We start from the raw sequence: 17,130 nt of genomic DNA, 5'->3' as shown, positions 1-17,130 counted from the left end.
GTTCTAGGCGTCCTCAGCCGGGGTGACGACCGCGAGGACCGCCCCCTCGTCCACCTGGTCGCCCTCCGCCGCCGACAGCGCGGTCACTGTGCCATCGGCCGCCGCGCGCAGCGTATGCTCCATCTTCATGGCCTCGAGCACGAGGATCGTGTCGCCCGCCTTGACCTCCGCCCCTTCTGCGACGGCGACGCGGACGATGCGGCCCGACATCGGCGCGGTCAGCGCGCCGCTCTCGCCCGCATGCGCCTCCTCTGCCGCCAGCGCGTCGAACAGCGGCAGCCGCCAGGTGGCCCCGTCGGACATCACGATCAGCGCGTCCGGCTCGACCCGGATGCGCGCAGCATGAACCCGCCCGTCGAGCGATAGCCGCAGCGTGCCGTCGGCGAACGCCTTGCCCTCCGCCTCGACCGGCGCGGCGCCGGCGAACGCGATCGTCAGACCCCGCGCGTCTGCTCCCGATGCGGGATGGGGCGTCACGGCCGCCGTGCGCGGGACATGAGAGCCCGCCTCCGGCGCGAAGTCCACGCGGTCGCTGGCCTGCGCATTGACCCGGAAGCCGTCCGCGGCCTCCCACGGATCGCGGGCGGCCTGCTGCTGGCGGGCCAGCACGACATAGGCCGCGGCCATCAGCCAGGCCGTCTCCGGCGGGATCTCGCCTTCCGGGCGCACGACCTCGGCGGCGTAATGGTCGAGGAAGCGCGTCTCCACCCCTCCTTCCCGAAATGCCCGGTGCTCCAGCACGTCGATCAGGAAGCGCTGGTTGGTGGTCAGGCCGCAAAGGCGCGTGTCGCGCAAGGCGTGCGCCAGCCGGCTCAGCGCCTGCTCGCGCGTCGCGCCGTGGGCGATCAGCTTGGCGATCATCGGGTCGTAGTGCTGCGAGATCGTGTCGCCCTCGACGACGCCGGAATCGATCCGCACGCCCGCCCCGAAGGTCAGCGCGTCGAGCCGCCCCGTGGCGGGCAGGAAGCCGCGCGGCACGTCCTCGGCATAGAGGCGTGCCTCGATCGCATGGCCGTCGAGCGGCACCTCGCCCTGGCCGATCGGCAGCGCCTCGCCGCTAGCCACGCGCAATTGCCACTCGACGAGGTCCAGGCCGGTGATCGCCTCGGTCACCGGATGCTCGACCTGGAGACGGGTGTTCATCTCCATGAAGAAGAAGGTTTCCGGCGACAGGCCGCGGCCCGCGTCCACGATGAACTCGACCGTGCCCGCGCCGACATAGCCGATGGCGCGCGCGGCCTCGACGGCGGCGGCCCCCATCGCGGCGCGTGTCGCCGCGTCCATGCCGGGGGCGGGCGCCTCCTCCAGCACCTTCTGGTGGCGGCGCTGGACGGAGCAGTCGCGCTCGTTCAGGTGAAGCACGTTGCCGTGGGTGTCGGCGAACACCTGCACCTCGATATGGCGCGCGGCCTCCACATAGCGTTCGAGCAGCAGGGTCGCGTCGCCGAAGGACGCCTCTGCCTCGCGCGCAGCACCTGCTACCGCGTCGTCGAACTCCGCCATCGTGCGGATGAGGCGCATGCCCTTGCCGCCGCCGCCCGCAACCGCCTTGGCGAGCAGAGGGAAGCCGATCCGCTCGGCCTCCGCGCGAAGACGGTCGGGCGCCTGGTCCTCGCCGTGGTAGCCGGGCACGACAGGCACGCCCGCCTTCTCCATCAGCGCCTTGGCCGCGTCCTTGCCGCCCATCGCCCGGATCGCGGACGCGGGCGGGCCGACGAAGATCACGCCGGCCTTGGCGCAGGCTTCCGCGAAGCCCGCGTTCTCCGACAGGAAGCCGTAGCCCGGATGGATCGCGTCGGCGCCCGCCCGGCGCGCGATGTCGAGGATGAGGTCGGCCTTGAGATAGCTCTCGCGCGCGGGCGCAGGACCCAGCCGCCACGCCTCGTCGGCCAGCCGGACATGCTGGGCCGCCGCGTCGGCGTCCGAATAGACGGCGACGGTGCGCACGCCCATGGCGCGGGCGGTCCGGATGATGCGGCAGGCGATCTCGCCGCGGTTCGCAATCAGCAGAGAACGGATCATGTCAGCCCCATCACATCCGGAAGACGCCGAAGCGCGGATCGGGGATCGGCGCGTTGAGCGTGGCCGACAGCGCGAGGCCCACCACCCGGCGCGTGTCGGAGGGCGCGATCACGCCGTCGTCCCAGAGCCGGGCCGAACCGAAATAGGGATGCCCCTCGTCCTCGAACCGCGCGCGGATCGGGGCCTTGAAGGCCTCCTCCTCGTCCGCGCTCCACTGTCCGCCCTCGCGCTCGATCCCGTCGCGCCGGACGGTAGCGAGCACGCTCGCCGCCTGCTCCGCGCCCATGACGGAGATGCGCGCATTCGGCCAGGTGAACATGAAGCGCGGCGCGTAAGCCCTTCCGTTCATGGCGTAATTGCCCGCCCCGTAAGAGCCGCCGACGACCACGGTGATCTTGGGCACCTGGGCGCAGGCGACCGCCATCACCATCTTGGCGCCGTCGCGCGCGATGCCGCCCGATTCGTACTTCCGGCCCACCATGAAGCCCGTGATGTTCTGCAGGAACAGCAGCGGGATCTTGCGCTGGCAGCACAGCTCGACGAAGTGCGCGCCCTTCAGCGCCGATTCCGAATAGAGGATGCCATTGTTCGCGATAATGCCGACCGGCATGCCCCAGATGTGCGCGAAGCCGCAGACGAGCGTGGTGCCGTAGAGCTTCTTGAACTCGTCGAACTCCGACCCGTCGACGATGCGGGCGATGATCTCGCGCGCGTCGTACTGGCGCTTGAGATCCACGGGCACCACGGCCTCAAGCTCCGCCGGGTCGTAGACAGGCGGCACGGGATCGCGCAGCGCGAGCCCGTGCGCCTTGGTCCGGTTCAGCCCCGCCACGATGGCGCGGGCGCGGGCCAGCGCGTGGAAATCGTCAACCGCGAGATGATCGGTCACGCCCGACTCGCGCGTATGAACGTCGGCACCGCCGAGGTCGGTCGCGCTCACCACCTCCCCCGTCGCGGCGCGCACCAGCGGCGGCCCGCCGAGGAAGATCGTACCCTGGCTCTCCTCGCCGCGGCCCTTCACGATGATGGATTCGTCCGACATGGCGGGGACGTAGGCGCCGCCCGCCGTGCAGCTTCCCATCACCACCGCGATCTGCGGGATGCCCAGTGCCGAAAGGTTCGCCTGATTGTAGAAGATGCGGCCGAAATGGTCGCGGTCGGGGAACACCTCGGTCTGGTTCGGCAGGTTCGCGCCGCCGGAATCGACCAGGTAGACGCACGGCAGATTGTTCTCGCGCGCGATGTCCTGCGCGCGGACATGCTTCTTGACCGTCATGGGGTAGTAGGTGCCGCCCTTGATGGTCGCGTCGTTGCACACGATCATGCATTCCGTGCCCGCGACGCGGCCCACGCCGGTGATGACGCCCGCGCCCGCGATGTCGCCGCCGTACATGTCGTGGGCGGCAAGCTGCGACAACTCAAGGAACGGGGTGCCGGGGTCGAGCAGGCGCTCCACCCGCTCCCGCGGCAGAAGCTTGCCGCGCTGGACGTGCCGGGTGCGCGCCTTTTCCGGCCCGCCCAGGGCTGCCGCTGCCACCTTCTCCCGCAGGTCCGCGACGATCGCTGCCATCGCGTCCGCATTTTCGCGCGTCGCGGGATCGCGGGGGTTGAATGTCGTGCGCAGAACGGCCATCCCTCACACCTCTTGCCACCGGGGTATGTCTAGCTCCTTCTGGATAGGCCGGAACGGGACCCTTGGCAATCGCGCGGGAACGGGCACATGGCAGACACGCCGGGAGAGGACATCGAGGCCGCGATCCTGCGCCTCGCGGGCGAACGCGGGGCCGGCAAGTCGATCTGCCCGTCGGAGGCGGCCCGCGCGCTGGCAGGTTCCGACGAGAAGGCGTGGAGCCGGCTGATGCCCGCCGTGCGCGCCGCCGCCGTCGCGCTGGCGAAGGACGGGCGCATCGTCATCCTGCGCAAGGGCAAGCCCGCAGACCCCGACGCCTTCAAGGGCGTCTACCGGCTCGCCCTGCCGCCGGAGGCATGACGCCTCACGCCGTCTCCTGGAACAGTTCCCGGCCGATCAGCCAGCGGCGGATCTCGCTCGTGCCCGCGCCGATCTCGTAGAGCTTCGCGTCGCGCAGCAGGCGGCCCGTCGGATACTCGTTTATGTAGCCGTTGCCGCCCAGCGCCTGGATCGCCTCCAACGCCATCCACGTCGCCTTCTCCGCGGCGAAGAGGATAGCGCCCGCGGCGTCCTTGCGCGTCGTCTGGCCCGCGTCGCACGCCTTCGCCACGGCGTACACATAGGCGCGCGCGGCGTTCATGGTGACGTACATGTCGGCGATCTTGCCCTGCATCAGCTGGAACTCGCCGATCGCCTGGCCGAATTGCTTGCGCTCGTGCACGTAAGGCATGACCACGTCCATGCACGCCTGCATGATGCCGAGGGGGCCGGCAGCCAGCACCGCGCGCTCATAGTCGAGGCCGGACATGAGGACGTTCACGCCCTTGCCGACGGCGCCCATCACGTTCTCCTCGGGCACCTCGCAATCCTCGAACACCAGCTCGCCCGTGTTCGACCCGCGCATGCCGAGCTTGTCGAGCTTCTGCGCGACCGAGAAGCCCTTGAACCCCTTCTCGATCAGGAACGCGGTGATGCCGCGCGGACCTGCCTGCGGATCGGTCTTGGCATAGACGATCAGCAGGTCGCCGCCGGGACCGTTGGTGATCCAGAACTTCGAGCCGTTGAGGATGTAGCGGTCGCCCTTCTTCTCCGCCTTCAGGCGCATGGAGACGACGTCGGAGCCTGCCCCCGGCTCCGACATGGCGAGGCCGCCCACATGCTCGCCCGAGACGAGCTTGGGCAGATAGCGGCGCTTCTGCTCGTCCGTGCCCCAGCGGCGCAGCTGGTTGACGCACAGGTTCGAATGCGCGCCGTAGGACAGGCCGACCGAGGCCGAACCGCGGCTGATCTCCTCCATGGCGATGCAATGCTCCAGATAGCCGAGGCCGGACCCGCCCCACTCCTCCTCCACCGTGATGCCGAGGAGCCCCATCTCCCCCAGCTTCGGCCAGAGCTGGCGCGGAAACTCGTCCGTGCGGTCGATCTCGGCAGCGAGCGGAGCCACATGGTCGGCGGTGAAGGAGCGCACCGTGTCGCGGATCATCTCGGCCGTCTCGCCGAGGTTGAAGTTCATCGACGGGAAATCGTTCGGAATCATCGCTACCCCTTTCGGCTCGCAAGGGGCCGGCGGCGGACACCTCACGCCCCGGCCGAAGATCGTTCGGGCGCCGAGTGTCAGACTTTCGACACTCCGGTCAAGGCCGCCTAGAGCAGCACCAGCGCCGCAAGCCCCAGAAAGGCGAAGAAGCCCACGACATCCGTCACCGTCGTCACGAACACGCTGGACGCCACCGCCGGGTCGATCTTCAGCCTGTCGAGTGCGACCGGGATCAGCACCCCCGCAAGGCCCGCCGCCAGCATGTTGATGACCATGGCCGCCGCCATGACGAGGCCGAGGGGCACGCTGTCGAACCAGAAGCCCGCGACCGCGCCCATGAGGACCGCGAACAGCACGCCGTTCAGCAGCCCCACCGCCGTCTCGCGCCAGATGACGCGGGCGGAGTTGAGCGAGGTCAGCTCCTTGGTCGCGATGGCGCGCACGGCGACTGTCAGCGACTGGGTTCCCGCGTTTCCGCCCATGGAGGCGACGATGGGCATGAGGACCGCGAGCGCCACGATCTGCGCGATCGACCCCTCGAACCAGGAGATGACCCAGGAGGCGAGCAGCGCGGTCGCGAGGTTCACCACCAGCCAGGGAAAGCGGTAGCGCGTGGTTGCGACCACGGTGTCGGAGAGATCCTCGTCGCCGACGCCGCCGAGGCGCTTAATGTCCTCGTCCGCCTCCTCGGCGATGATGTCGACCACGTCGTCGACCATGATGACGCCGACCAGGCGGCCGCTCTCGTCTACGACCGGGGCGGACACGAGGCCGTACTGCTCGAACCGGTAAGCGACGTCCTCCTGGTCGGTTTCGACCGCGATGGTCTCGACGTCAGTGTCGGCGATGTCCTCGATGATGACGGCGCGGCGGGAGCGCAGGAGGTCCGACAGCGCGACCGTGCCCACGGGCTTGTAGGCCGGGTCGACCACGATCAGCTCGTAGAAGTCGTCCGGCAGGTCCGGCGTCTCGCGCATGTAGTCGATGACCTGGCCGACCGTCCAGTAGGACGGGACCGCGATCAGTTCCCGCTGCATGAGGCGCCCGGCAGAGCCTTCGGGATATTGCAGGCCCTGCTCGACCGCGGTGCGGTCCTCGGGCGCGACCTCCTTCAGGATCTCCTGCTGCACCTCGGGGTCGAGGTCTTCGAGAAGGTAGACCGCGTCGTCGGTGTCGAGTTCGGAGATCGCCGCCGCGACCGCCTTCGGGTCGAGCTGATCCAGGACGTCGTCGCGGATGCCCTCGTCCAGTTCCGAGAGCACGTCGGCGGTCAGCAGCGATCCCAGCAGCGCGACCAGATCGCGCCGCTCGTCCCGGTTCAGAAGGCCGATGAGATCCGCGAGGTCGGCAGGGTGCAGTTCGGCGCACAGGTCGCGGATCTGCGTCCCGTCGGCGGCATCCAGGGCCGCGACGACCGACGCGACGAAGCGCGGACCGAGCGTCGCGCCGCCTTCGTCCTCCTGCTCGAACGCCGGCCGGTTGCCGTCCGCCATGTCCCCTCCGAAGGTATCGTCCGATCGCGTGCCCTTGGTTCAGCCCGGCGCCGTCGCGCCCCGCCGGCAGACTACACCGGGAAGCGCCGCTTGGCGCGGGAAACGAAAAAGGCCGGCGATCCGAAGAGCGCCGGCCTGAATTCTGGTGCGGCCGAGAAGACTCGAACTTCCACGGGTGTTACCCCACAAGCACCTCAAGCTTGCGCGTCTACCAGTTCCGCCACGGCCGCGAGGTGGCGGGGGTGTAGCAAATGCCCCGCCCCTTGTGAAGCCCTCTTGCGCGGGAAAATCTGCGGGCGCGCACGCGCGCTCAGGCGGCGTCGCGGGCGTCCGGCGTTTCGCCCGCCGCACCGCCCTTGCGGGGCACCCCGGTCACCTGGATCGCAAGACGGTCGCCCTGGATCACAAGCTCCCCATGTGCGATGAGCACATCGTTCGCATAGAGCCGGACAGGCGCGCTCACATGGGCATCCAGCTCGATCAGCGCGCCGCGGCCCATGCGCAGCAGGCGGCCGATCGGCATGGTCGTACGGCCGAGGACCGCCACCACCTCGATTGACACGGCGTCGACTGGAAGCATCTCATCTCATCCCATGAGCACGCAGTCACCCAATCACACTGGCGCGTCAGGGTTTACGGACCGTGAACACGCACGCCCGCCCGAATGGCGCATCAGCGACGCGCCCGTCCCCTATGTGCAGGCGGTCGCCGACATGGAGGCGCGCGTCGCCGCCATCGCCGCGGGCACGGCGGGCGAGCAGGTGTGGCTGCTGGAGCACCCGCCCCTCTACACTGCCGGCACAAGTACCAAGCCCGCCGACCTGCTGGCGGCGGACCGGTTCCCGGTGTTCGAGAGCGGGCGCGGCGGGCAATTGACCTATCACGGGCCGGGCCAGCGCATCGCCTATGTGATGCTCGACCTGCGTACGCGCGGGCAGGACGTGCGCGCCTTCGTCACGCTGCTGGAACGCTGGGTGATCGCCACGCTCGACCGCTTCAACGTGGCGGGCGAAGTGCGCGAGGGACGCGTCGGCGTCTGGGTCAAGCGCCCGGACAAGGGGCCGGGGCACGAGGACAAGATCGCCGCCATCGGCATCCGCCTGCGCCGCTGGGTGAGCTTTCACGGTATCTCGCTGAATGTGGAGCCGGAGCTTGAGCACTTCTCCGGCATCGTGCCGTGCGGCATCGCCGATTCGCGCTATGGGGTGACGAGCCTTGCCGACCTTGGCCTGCCCGTGACCATGCCGGAGGTCGACATGGCTTTGCGGTCTGCATTCGAGGAGGTGTTCGGCAGCTGAGCGCCGGGGCCTCAGGCGCCCCGTCAGAGCGTCGGGTCAAAGCGTCGGGTCAAAGCGTCGGGCGCACTGCGAAATCGCGGGTCTGCGGCGCGTCTGCCTCGGCCAGCACCTCGACGGCGCTGACGCGGGCGGCGCGCGGCCCCTCGCGGCAGGCCGCCACGAGGTCGTCGAGGCTCTCCTGCGGGCCCGCCGCCACCGCCTCAACGCTGCCGTCGGCGCGGTTGCGCACCCAGCCCGAGAGGCCCAGCATCTGCGCCCGCCGCTCCACGAAGGCGCGGAAGCCCACGCCCTGCACGCGGCCGCGCACATGGATGCGGATGGCGGGATGAGCGCCGCTCATAGCCACGCCTCCAGCATGGCGAGATAGGGCGCGGGCAGGCCCCACTCCCGCGCGCCCGGCAGCACGCGGGTGTCGAGATAGCCCGGATAGGGCTTGCCGTGCGTCCGGCGCAAATCGACGTAGGTCAGCGCATCGTGCCGCGTGCCGCTGTCCGCGATCACGGGGACGATGCGCTTCTCGTACTTGCCGTCGGCGACGCCTTCGAACCGGTCGAGCGCGGCCTCGCACGCCCCGGTCAATTCCCACAGCGCGCCGATCACCGTCTGCCCATCGGCGGGCGCGATGGTCGCCACCCCGCGCTCGTTGATGAGGAAGCGCCAGCCCTCAAGCCGCGCGACCGTCAGGCCGCGCGCCGCCGGGCAACGCTCCGCCATCTGGCGGCGAAGCAGGTTGGACCCATAGGCGAAATAGAGACCCATCGCCCCTCCCGCACCGTTGCGGATCAGGAGAACTCCATGATGACCGCGTCGACCGCGAGGCTATCGCCCGGCGCGGCCTTGATGGCGGCGACGGTCGCCTTGCGCTCGGCCCGCAGCACGTTCTCCATCTTCATGGCCTCGACCACCGCGAGCGCCTCGCCCTCCTGCACCTCTGCGCCCTCCTCGACGAGGATGGAGACGACGAGGCCCGGCATCGGGCAGAGCAGCATCTTCGAGGTGTCCGGCGGCTCCTTGTAGGGCATGAGGCGGACGAGCGCGGCCTCGCGCGCGCTGCGTGCCTGCAGCCGGATGGACGCGCCGCGATGCGCGACAAGATAGCCGTCCTTCAGGGGCGCGATCTGCGCCACCATGCGCTCCCCGTTGACCTGGCCGTGGAACACCGGGTCACCCGGCCGCCAGTTGGAGCGGACCTCGAAGCGCTGCTCGCCGCCCTGCTTGTGCAGCGTGACCGCGAAGCCTTCCGCCAGCGGCTCGACATGCACCGGATACTCGGCCTCGATCCGTCCCGGCTGCCCGCGCATGACGACCCAGTCGCGCGGCACGGGCGGGACATGGCCTTCGAGCTGGCCGCTGACGTGGCGGGCACGCCCCAGCGCGCGCACATGCAGCGAGGCGACGATGGCGGCGAGCGCCTCCACCCGCTCGGGCGCAAGCTCGACGCCGGAGAAGCCCTCGGGAAACTCCTCGGCGATGTAGTTCGTGGTGAGCGTGCCCTTGCGGAACCGCTCCTGCCCCATCACGGCGGAGAGGAAGGGCACATTGTGGCCGAGGCCGTCGATGAAGAACTCGTCGAGCGCGTCCGCCATGTGGTCGATGGCGGCGAGCCGCGTCGGCCCGTGCGTCACAAGCTTGGCGATCATCGGGTCGTAGAACATCGACACCTCGCCGCCCTCGAAGACGCCGGTGTCGTTGCGCACGGTCAGGCCGCCTTCCGACGATTCCGCGGGCGGCCGGTAGCGCACGAGGCGACCCGTCGACGGCAGGAAGTTGCGGTAGGGATCCTCGGCATAGATGCGGCTCTCGATCGCCCAGCCGTCGAGGCAGACGTCCTCCTGCCCGAACGGCAGCTTCTCGCCCGCCGCGACCCGGATCATCAGTTCCACGAGGTCGAGGCCGGTGATCATCTCGGTCACCGGATGCTCGACCTGAAGGCGGGTGTTCATCTCGAGGAAGTAGAAGTTGCGGTCCTTGTCGACGATGAACTCGACCGTGCCCGCGGAGTGGTAGCCGACCGCGGCGGAGAGCGCGACCGCCTGCTCCCCCATCGCCTTGCGCGTCTCCGCGTCGAGGAAGGGCGACGGCGCCTCCTCGATCACCTTCTGGTTCCGCCGCTGGATGGAGCATTCCCGCTCCCCCAGGAAGAGGATGTTGCCCGCCTTGTCGCCGATCACCTGGATCTCGATGTGGCGCGGCTCGGTCACGAACTTCTCGATGAAGACGCGGTCGTCGCCGAAGGAGGAGCGCGCCTCGTTCATCGCGCTCTCGAAGCCCTCGCGCACGTCCTTCTCGTTCCAGGCGACGCGCATGCCCTTGCCGCCGCCGCCCGCGGACGCCTTCATCATCACGGGGAAGCCGATGTCGGTGGCGATCTTCACCGCCTCGTCAGTGTCCTTGATGACGCCGAGGACGCCCGGAACCGTGTTCACGCCCGCAGCCGCCGCGAGCTTCTTCGATTCGATCTTGTCGCCCATCGCCTCGACCGCGCGGACCGGCGGGCCGATGAAGACGATGCCCGCGGCGTCCAGCGCCTCGACGAAGGCCGCCCGCTCCGACAGGAAGCCGTAGCCGGGGTGCACCGCCTCCGCCCCCGTCGCCTTGCAGGCCTCCACGATCTTGTCGATCAGGAGATAGGACTGCGCCGCCGCCGGCGGGCCGATGTGCACCGCCTCGTCCGCCATCTGCACGTGCAGCGCATCCCGGTCGGCGTCGGAGAAGACGGCCACCGTCTTGATACCCATGCGGCGGGCGGTCTTGATGACGCGGCAGGCGATCTCGCCGCGGTTGGCGATCAGGATCTTTGAGAACATCCGGTGGACTGGCCTCTCATTGGTGAGGGTGGCAGGGCCTTTGCCGCCTTTTTAAGGGCAAGCGCCCCCTTGCGTCCACACAGTCAAACGGCTAGCCCCCATGCAGCGGCATAGGCCCCCGTGCCCGCCGCCAGCGCCAACGCCCATGCGCCTGCCACGCGCCAGAAGATCTCGGGCGTACCGGCACCGCGCACCAGGACTGCCTTTGCGACCGTGTTCGCGACAGCGGCGATCAGGATCGCCAGCCCCACCTCGTGCGCGTCCAGCTCCGTCGAACGTGCGGCAGACAGGCTGACCGCGTCGACGTCCGCGAGCCCCGAGACGAGCGCGAGCACGTAGAGACCGGCCGCCCCGATCTCCGCCTCCGCGGCACGCGCCAGCAGGGAGACGAGCGCCAGCAGGCCACCGAACTTCAAGGCGAAGCCCAGTTCGAACGGGCTTTTCAGGTCGAGAGCCCCCACCTCTGCCTCGCGGTGTGCGTGCACCATGAACGCCCCGATCCCGACCGAGACCAGCGTCGCGGCAATGAGCGGCGCGGCGAGCACGGGCGCGAGATCGGCGCGAACCAGCGAGACGACGATCCACAGCCGCACGAACATCACCCCGCCCGAAAGCACGACCGCGCCGGCGAAGAGCGGCGCCGGCCCGCCCGCCTCGCGTCCCATGCGTGCGAAGCTGAGGCTCGCGGCCGTCGAGGAGACGAGCCCGCCTGCCAGCCCGCCAAGAGGAACGCCCGCGCGCGTCCCCGCGACGCGCACGGCGACATAGCCCGCGCTCGACACCAGTGCGATCAGGATGGTCAGCAGCCAGACCTCGCGCGGGTTGATCGCGCCATAGGGACCCATGCCGCGGTCGGGCAGGATCGGCAGCAGGATGAGCGACATCGCCGCGAGAAGAAGAGCCGCGCGCAACTCGGGCCAGGTCACCCGGCTGAGGAACCCGTGCAGCGACTGCTTCATCGCGAGGAGCCCCGCCGCCATGACGCCCGCCGCGGCCGCCGCCTGCATGTTGCCGACCGCCGCATAGACGCCGAGCCCGTAGGTGAGCATCGCCGCCACCACCGTGGTCACGCCGAAGGTGCCCTCGCGGGCGGTTTCCCGGTAGCGGTAGACGGCCACCACCGCCGTGACCGCCAGGAACCCGGCCGCCGCAAGCATCATGTCCGACCAGCGCGCCGCCGCGCCCAGGGCACCTCCGAGAAGCCCGATGAGGGCGAAGGTCCTGAGGCCCGCCGTCCGGTCGCCGGAGGCCTCGCTGCGCGACTGCCAGCCCCGCTCGATTCCGATGAGCAGGCCGATGGCGAGCGCAAGCCCCAGCCGTTCGAAGATCTGGATCACATCCATGACACCCGGCGCCTCCCAGCGCGTGGGGTCAGCTTAACCGCATCGGGCCCGTGGGCGACAGGTGCTGCGGCTCAGGCCCGGCCTGCGACAGCGAAACGCCGGTTTTCGGGCGTGTCCTCGCCAAGGCGCGTTTCCTCGAACAGGCAGGTGGCCTCCACGATGTGCTCGTAAAGGGCGCGGCCGAGTCCCGGAGGCAGGCCGCGGTCCTGCGCCAGACGCTCCGCCCGGTCGATCACCTCGTCGATCCGGGCCGGGATGCGCACGGGGATCCCCGCCCCGTCCTTGACCACGATGACCTCACGGACGGTCGCGAACCGCTCCTGCAACAGATCCATGATGCGGGTGTCGATCGAATCGATCCGCGCGCGCAGATCCTTCAACTCCTCCATCGGTGGCTCCCCTCGCCCTGTCTCACCGTCCGCTTCGATCCCTGGCAGCCCTACCCCCGCAGAGGGTGCCGCACCGATACACCTGCGAATCCAGGCGCTTCCCCCTAGTGCCCGACCGCCAGCGCGACCGGTTCATCGTCCAGATCGTCCGGGACGCCAACGGTCTGCGCCGTCGCATCCACCACCTGTCCCAGGAGCGCACGTACAAGCCCCTGGGGGATGCCCCGTTCGATCGCGCGGTACTCCGCCCGCGTTACCTCATGTCCACGGCGCTCCGGCGATACGGCGGGCAGGCCATAGACGGCCTTTGTTTCCCCCAGCCAGCGCGCCACCGCGAACCGCTCTGCCAGCAAATCGACCAACTGATCGTCGATTCTGTCCAGCTTCTGCTGCAACAGTTGGATTTCTCTCACGAGATATGCCCCATTGAAATCACTACGAGAACAGGCAGCGAGCCATGCCACCCGTACCATGCAGAGACAATACAACCAACACGACAAGCCCTCAAGTTTCGGACAACACTTAGTTTTACGGTAAATTCGCGTTGTTTTCCGCCAGCGAGCCGTAAGCTAAAGAAAATTCATGCGATCCATAAGGCTATCCGGCCCATCGCGACTGTCCCGATTTGCTTCATGTGCGGATGGCAGCAGATCTGTCAGCGGCCGCTCGGCCGGCGCACAGGGCGTTCCCTGGACAGGCGGCAGCGTCGCTGCGCCGGCCTGCGGCACGGCCTCGTCTTCCACGGGCGGCGGCTGCGGCGGAGCGCCGTCGTCCAGATGCCCGCCCCCAATGGGGGAGAGGAGCGCGTCATATACCGAGCGCAGGATCAGCGGGTCCAACCCATGTTCGCGGGCGCGTTCCGCGAGGAGAACCGAGATCGTCGAGGGATCCAGGCTTTCGCGATGCTCGCCACTGCTTTCGGCCTCAAGCAGCCATCGCGCAGCCGCCAGACGCTCCGCCAGCAACTCGACGATCTTCTCGTCGAGGCGCAACAGGCGTAACTTCAGCAGCTCAGGATCGTGCATGGATCCGCATCCGTCTGGTTCACGGATGCGAAGTGTAACAAAGATTTAATGGCAGCACTACTGCCATATTTCCTGACGCGGCTTCAGGCCACCCGGCGCAGGAGCGGTTGGAGCACGGGCGGCAGGTTCACCGCCTCTTCCCGGAGGAATGCGAGCAGCGCCTGCTCGTTCGGGTGCAACCTCCCGTCGCGGCCGATCCGGTCTGCGAGCCAGGCGGCCTCGTCGGCGGTGATCTTCTCGGCCTCGGCGGTCTGGGCGGCGACCTCCCGGTTCTTTTCCTCCCAGCGCTTCTGGAGATCGCTCGAGCCGAAGAAATCGCCCACGCCCATGAGCCCGCGCAACTCGCGCAGTACGCCGCCGACACTCCAGGAGCTCCAGTCGATTCCCTCGCCATCGGTCAGCCAGCGGTCGCGGCGCAGGGCGTCCGCGCGGCTCACGGGCTCATAGTGCGAGACGAACATCAGGTAGTTGGCGATCGCCTTGACGAAGAGGTCGGACCATGACGGATGGTTCTCTGCGTGCGCGGTCGCGTCGTTGAGGTTGAAGAGCACCTCCGCCTCCGGCTTCGTGATCGCGATGTTTCCGTCGCCGCCCGCGGCGTAGAGTACGCGGCGCAAGAGCTTCACTTCAGGTTCGCCGATCACGCCGGGGGTCAGGGCCTCGCCCGCGCGGGTCAGCCCGGTGCCGTGGAGCACGGCATGCTCCACCTCGCCCAGCGCGAACATGGCGAGCGGACGCGGCGCCGCGCGGGAGGCTTCGAGGCAGCGCACCAGCACCTCCAGCTCCGTCGCGGTCTTGACGTGACCGTCCTGCTCGATCCGCTCCATCAGCCAGCGGGCGTTCTCCTCGCCAAGGTAGCCGCGCGGCGGAAGCTGGTTCACCAGAAGCTCGACGACGGCCTCGACGAACATGGGCGCCCAGGTCTCGTGCCGCTCCGGGCAGGCCTCGTCGACGGCGAACAGCCCCTCCGCCTCGTCGATGGAGACCGCGCCGTCCTTCCAGACGGCACGGCGCATGTCGAGCACGTCCTGCTCGTCCACGAAGCCCTTGTTGAGGATGCTGGCGAACGGCTCGCCTGCGAAGCTGGTCACGCTCATGGGTTTGCCCTCTGCCCGGACGCACGAAAGATTCCGGCTGAGATCATGCCCGAGCGGGCGTTAGCCCCGCGTTAATGCTGCCCGCTCCGGCGCTCAGCGGGCAAGGCGCACCGCCGTGCCGTTGCACGAGACCATGAGCATGGATCCGTTGGCGCCGATCGCCTCGTAATCGATGTCGACGCCGACGACCGCGTCGGCACCCAGCGCACGCGCCTCCTCCACCATCTCGGCGATGGCAATCTCGCGCGCGTCGCGCAAGGCCTTCTGGTAGCCGCCCGCGCGCCCGCCCACGATGTCGCGGATCGAGGCGAAGAGATCGCGAAACATGTTCACGCCCAGCACGGTCTCCCCTGCCACGATGCCCATCACGGCGGCAACCTCGCGCCCCTCCACCCTGCCGGTCGTCGTCACGATCATGTGCCCGTTCTCCTTCTCGCATGTCAGGCCCGCCCGGCGCCCGCGCGCCTTGCCTGTGCTGGCCCGGTCTGCCACGATTCTCGGGAAAACAGGTTAAGGAACGGGGGACGACGGGAATGAAGACGCGCGCGGCCGTGGCGTTCGAAGCGGGCAAGCCGCTGGAGATCGTGGAACTGGACCTCGAGGGCCCGAAGGCCGGAGAGGTCCTGGTCGAGGTCAAGGCGACCGGCATCTGCCACACGGACGCCTTCACGCTCTCGGGCGAGGATCCGGAGGGCCTCTTCCCCGCCGTGCTCGGCCACGAGGGCGCGGGCATCGTGCTGGAGGTCGGCGAAGGCGTGACCTCGGTGAAGCCCGGCGACCACGTGATCCCGCTCTACACACCAGAATGCCGGGAGTGCGAATATTGCCTGCATCCCAAGACCAACCTCTGCCAGAAGATCCGCACGACGCAGGGCAAGGGGCTGATGCCGGACGGCACCTCGCGCTTCTCCTACAAGGGCCAGCCGATCTTCCACTACATGGGCACGTCGACCTTCGCCAACCACACGGTCCTGCCGGAGATCGCGCTGGCGAAGATCGACACGAACGCGCCCTTCGACAAGGTCTGCTACGTCGGCTGCGGCGTCACCACGGGCGTGGGCGCGGTGATCAACACGGCCAAGGTCGAGCCGGGATCGAACTGCGTCGTGTTCGGGCTGGGCGGCATCGGCCTCAACGTCATCCAGGGCCTGCGCATGGTCGGCGCGAACATGATCGTGGGCGTCGACCTCAACGACGACAAGGAGGACTGGGGCCGCCGCTTCGGCATGACGCACTTCGTCAACCCGAAGAAGGTCGAGGGCGACCTCGTCGCGCATCTCGTGGAACTGACGGGCGGCGGCGCGGACTATTCCTTCGAGTGCATCGGCAATGTGAACGTGATGCGCCAGGCGCTGGAATGTGCGCACAAGGGCTGGGGCGAGAGCATCATCATCGGCGTTGCGGGCGCGGGCCAGGAAATCTCCACCCGCCCCTTCCAGCTCGTCACCGGGCGGTCGTGGCGCGGGTCTGCCTTCGGCGGCGCGCGCGGGCGCACCGATGTGCCGAAGATCGTGGACTGGTACATGAACGGCAAGATCGAGATCGACCCGATGATCACGCACGTTCTGCCGCTCGACCGCATCAACGAGGCGTTCGACCTGATGCACGAGGGCAAGAGCATCCGCTCGGTCGTGGTCTACTGATGGCGGGCAAGCTTCAGAAAGTCTCGGAGAGCGCCTGTTTCGGCGGCGTGCAAGGGGTCTATACATTCGCCTCGGACACGTGCGCCTGCGACATGACGTTCGGGCTCTACCTGCCGCCGCAGGCCAAGGACGGTTCCGTGCCGGTGCTCTGGTACCTGTCGGGCCTGACCTGCACACACGAGAACGCGATGGTGAAGGCCGGCGCGCAGGGCTGGGCGGCGCGGCACGGGCTGGCCCTGGTCTTTCCCGACACCTCCCCGCGCGGGCAGGAGGTGGCCGACGACGCGGCCTACGATTTGGGCCAGGGCGCGGGCTTCTACGTGGACGCCACGCAAGACCCGTGGGCCGCGCATTACCGGATGGAGACCCATGTCGCGCGGGAGTTGCCGGACGTCGTCGCGGCGCATTTCCCGCTCGACATGGACCGGCAGGGGATCACCGGGCATTCCATGGGCGGACACGGGGCACTGACGCTCGCGCTGCGCAATCCGGGCCGCTACCGCTCCGTCTCGGCGTTCGCGCCGATCACCGCGCCAGGGCGCGTCGCCTGGGGGCAGAAGGCGCTGCGGGCCTATCTCGGCGGCGACGAGACCGCGTGGCGCGCGCACGACACGGTCGCCCTGATCGAGGACGGCCACCGCCTCGACGAAATCCTCGTGGACCAGGGGACGGCGGACCAGTTCCTCGACAGCGGGCTGAAGCCGGAACTGCTGGCGGAGGCGTGCCGGAAGGCAGGCATCCCGCTGACACTCACCCTGCGGGAGGGTTACGACCACTCCTATTTCTTCGTCGCGACCTTCATGGAAGCGCATGTCGCCTGGGCGGCCGGCCGGCTTAAGGCCTGAT

18 protein-coding genes and 1 tRNA gene are annotated in these 17,130 nt (G+C 68.9%); 4 read left to right on the top strand and 15 right to left on the bottom strand.

Annotation, left to right across the window (positions count from 1 at the left end; all coding sequences use genetic code 11):
- Window positions 1-3: 3 nt before the first annotated feature.
- Together NJQ99_RS02320 and NJQ99_RS02315 are read right to left on the bottom strand one after the other, a co-directional pair.
- A complete protein-coding gene (locus tag NJQ99_RS02320; protein WP_269331184.1) occupies window positions 4-2,022 on the bottom strand; it encodes an ATP-binding protein in 2,019 nt (672 codons plus the stop codon).
- A 10-nt stretch (window positions 2,023-2,032) separates the two neighbouring features.
- Window positions 2,033-3,655, bottom strand: coding sequence for a carboxyl transferase domain-containing protein (locus NJQ99_RS02315; protein ID WP_269331183.1), 1,623 nt, complete (start codon window positions 3,653-3,655; stop codon window positions 2,033-2,035).
- An 87-nt stretch (window positions 3,656-3,742) separates the two neighbouring features.
- Here NJQ99_RS02315 and NJQ99_RS02310 point away from each other — a divergent pair, with 87 nt between their 5' ends.
- Window positions 3,743-4,012 (top strand): DUF3253 domain-containing protein, encoded by a 270-nt coding sequence (locus tag NJQ99_RS02310; protein ID WP_269331182.1) that lies wholly within the window; start codon window positions 3,743-3,745, stop codon window positions 4,010-4,012.
- Between the two features lie 4 nt (window positions 4,013-4,016).
- Here the strand turns inward: NJQ99_RS02310 and NJQ99_RS02305 are convergent, their stop codons facing one another.
- The 4 genes from NJQ99_RS02305 to NJQ99_RS02290 all read right to left on the bottom strand — a co-directional run bounded on the left by NJQ99_RS02305 (window position 4,017) and on the right by NJQ99_RS02290 (window position 7,262).
- Complete coding sequence (locus tag NJQ99_RS02305) at window positions 4,017-5,189, bottom strand: isovaleryl-CoA dehydrogenase (RefSeq protein ID WP_269331181.1); 1,173 nt, start codon at window positions 5,187-5,189, stop codon at window positions 4,017-4,019.
- Window positions 5,190-5,296: 107 nt separating this feature from the next.
- Window positions 5,297-6,682 (bottom strand): magnesium transporter, encoded by a 1,386-nt coding sequence (gene mgtE / locus NJQ99_RS02300; RefSeq protein WP_269331180.1) that lies wholly within the window; start codon window positions 6,680-6,682, stop codon window positions 5,297-5,299.
- Between the two features lie 143 nt (window positions 6,683-6,825).
- Window positions 6,826-6,912 (bottom strand) — tRNA-Leu (locus NJQ99_RS02295).
- Between the two features lie 80 nt (window positions 6,913-6,992).
- Window positions 6,993-7,262 carry a FliM/FliN family flagellar motor switch protein gene (locus NJQ99_RS02290; protein WP_269331179.1) on the bottom strand — a complete coding sequence of 90 codons (270 nt, stop codon included), beginning with the start codon at window positions 7,260-7,262 and terminating at the stop codon, window positions 6,993-6,995.
- A 13-nt stretch (window positions 7,263-7,275) separates the two neighbouring features.
- On the opposite strand from NJQ99_RS02290, the gene lipB reads away from it, so the two are divergent.
- Window positions 7,276-7,980, top strand: a complete 705-nt coding sequence (gene lipB, locus NJQ99_RS02285) for a lipoyl(octanoyl) transferase LipB (protein ID WP_269331178.1) — start codon at window positions 7,276-7,278, stop codon at window positions 7,978-7,980.
- Window positions 7,981-8,029: 49 nt separating this feature from the next.
- Here lipB and NJQ99_RS02280 read toward each other — a convergent pair whose 3' ends face one another.
- The 9 genes from NJQ99_RS02280 to NJQ99_RS02240 form a co-directional block, all read right to left on the bottom strand.
- Window positions 8,030-8,320 (bottom strand): acylphosphatase, encoded by a 291-nt coding sequence (locus NJQ99_RS02280; RefSeq protein WP_269331177.1) that lies wholly within the window; start codon window positions 8,318-8,320, stop codon window positions 8,030-8,032.
- Window positions 8,317-8,739: a gamma-glutamylcyclotransferase family protein gene (locus NJQ99_RS02275; RefSeq protein WP_269331176.1), complete on the bottom strand. Its 423-nt coding sequence runs from the start codon at window positions 8,737-8,739 to the stop codon at window positions 8,317-8,319. Before NJQ99_RS02275 ends, NJQ99_RS02280 begins: the two co-directional genes overlap by 4 nt.
- Window positions 8,740-8,762: 23 nt before the next feature.
- A complete protein-coding gene (locus NJQ99_RS02270; protein WP_269331175.1) occupies window positions 8,763-10,787 on the bottom strand; it encodes an acetyl/propionyl/methylcrotonyl-CoA carboxylase subunit alpha in 2,025 nt (674 codons plus the stop codon).
- Between the two features lie 83 nt (window positions 10,788-10,870).
- Window positions 10,871-12,130, bottom strand: coding sequence for an MgtC/SapB family protein (locus NJQ99_RS02265; RefSeq protein WP_269331174.1), 1,260 nt, complete (start codon window positions 12,128-12,130; stop codon window positions 10,871-10,873).
- A gap of 71 nt (window positions 12,131-12,201) precedes the next feature.
- Window positions 12,202-12,519, bottom strand: a complete 318-nt coding sequence (locus NJQ99_RS02260) for a chorismate mutase (RefSeq protein WP_269331173.1) — start codon at window positions 12,517-12,519, stop codon at window positions 12,202-12,204.
- 104 nt (window positions 12,520-12,623) lie between these two features.
- On the bottom strand, window positions 12,624-12,914 hold the full coding sequence (locus tag NJQ99_RS02255; protein WP_269331172.1) for a chorismate mutase: 291 nt from the start codon (window positions 12,912-12,914) through the stop codon (window positions 12,624-12,626).
- 174 nt (window positions 12,915-13,088) lie between these two features.
- Window positions 13,089-13,544 carry a chorismate mutase gene (locus NJQ99_RS02250; RefSeq protein WP_269331171.1) on the bottom strand — a complete coding sequence of 152 codons (456 nt, stop codon included), beginning with the start codon at window positions 13,542-13,544 and terminating at the stop codon, window positions 13,089-13,091.
- Window positions 13,545-13,627: 83 nt separating this feature from the next.
- A complete protein-coding gene (locus tag NJQ99_RS02245) occupies window positions 13,628-14,641 on the bottom strand; it encodes a hypothetical protein (RefSeq protein ID WP_269331170.1) in 1,014 nt (337 codons plus the stop codon).
- A gap of 93 nt (window positions 14,642-14,734) precedes the next feature.
- Complete coding sequence (locus NJQ99_RS02240; protein ID WP_269331169.1) at window positions 14,735-15,058, bottom strand: heavy metal-binding domain-containing protein; 324 nt, start codon at window positions 15,056-15,058, stop codon at window positions 14,735-14,737.
- A gap of 116 nt (window positions 15,059-15,174) precedes the next feature.
- On the opposite strand from NJQ99_RS02240, the gene NJQ99_RS02235 reads away from it, so the two are divergent.
- Both NJQ99_RS02235 and fghA read left to right on the top strand, forming a co-directional pair.
- Window positions 15,175-16,284 carry an S-(hydroxymethyl)glutathione dehydrogenase/class III alcohol dehydrogenase gene (locus NJQ99_RS02235; protein ID WP_269331168.1) on the top strand — a complete coding sequence of 370 codons (1,110 nt, stop codon included), beginning with the start codon at window positions 15,175-15,177 and terminating at the stop codon, window positions 16,282-16,284.
- On the top strand, window positions 16,284-17,129 hold the full coding sequence (fghA, locus tag NJQ99_RS02230; RefSeq protein ID WP_269331167.1) for an S-formylglutathione hydrolase: 846 nt from the start codon (window positions 16,284-16,286) through the stop codon (window positions 17,127-17,129). The genes NJQ99_RS02235 and fghA overlap by 1 nt, the downstream gene beginning before the upstream one ends.
- Window position 17,130: the final 1 nt, after the last annotated feature.

This window comes from Futiania mangrovi, from assembly GCF_024158125.1.
Classification (GTDB): Bacteria; Pseudomonadota; Alphaproteobacteria; order Futianiales; family Futianiaceae; genus Futiania; species Futiania mangrovi.
The sequence above is the reverse complement of the archived record's forward strand: the minus strand, read 5'-3'. Positions and strand labels throughout refer to the sequence as shown.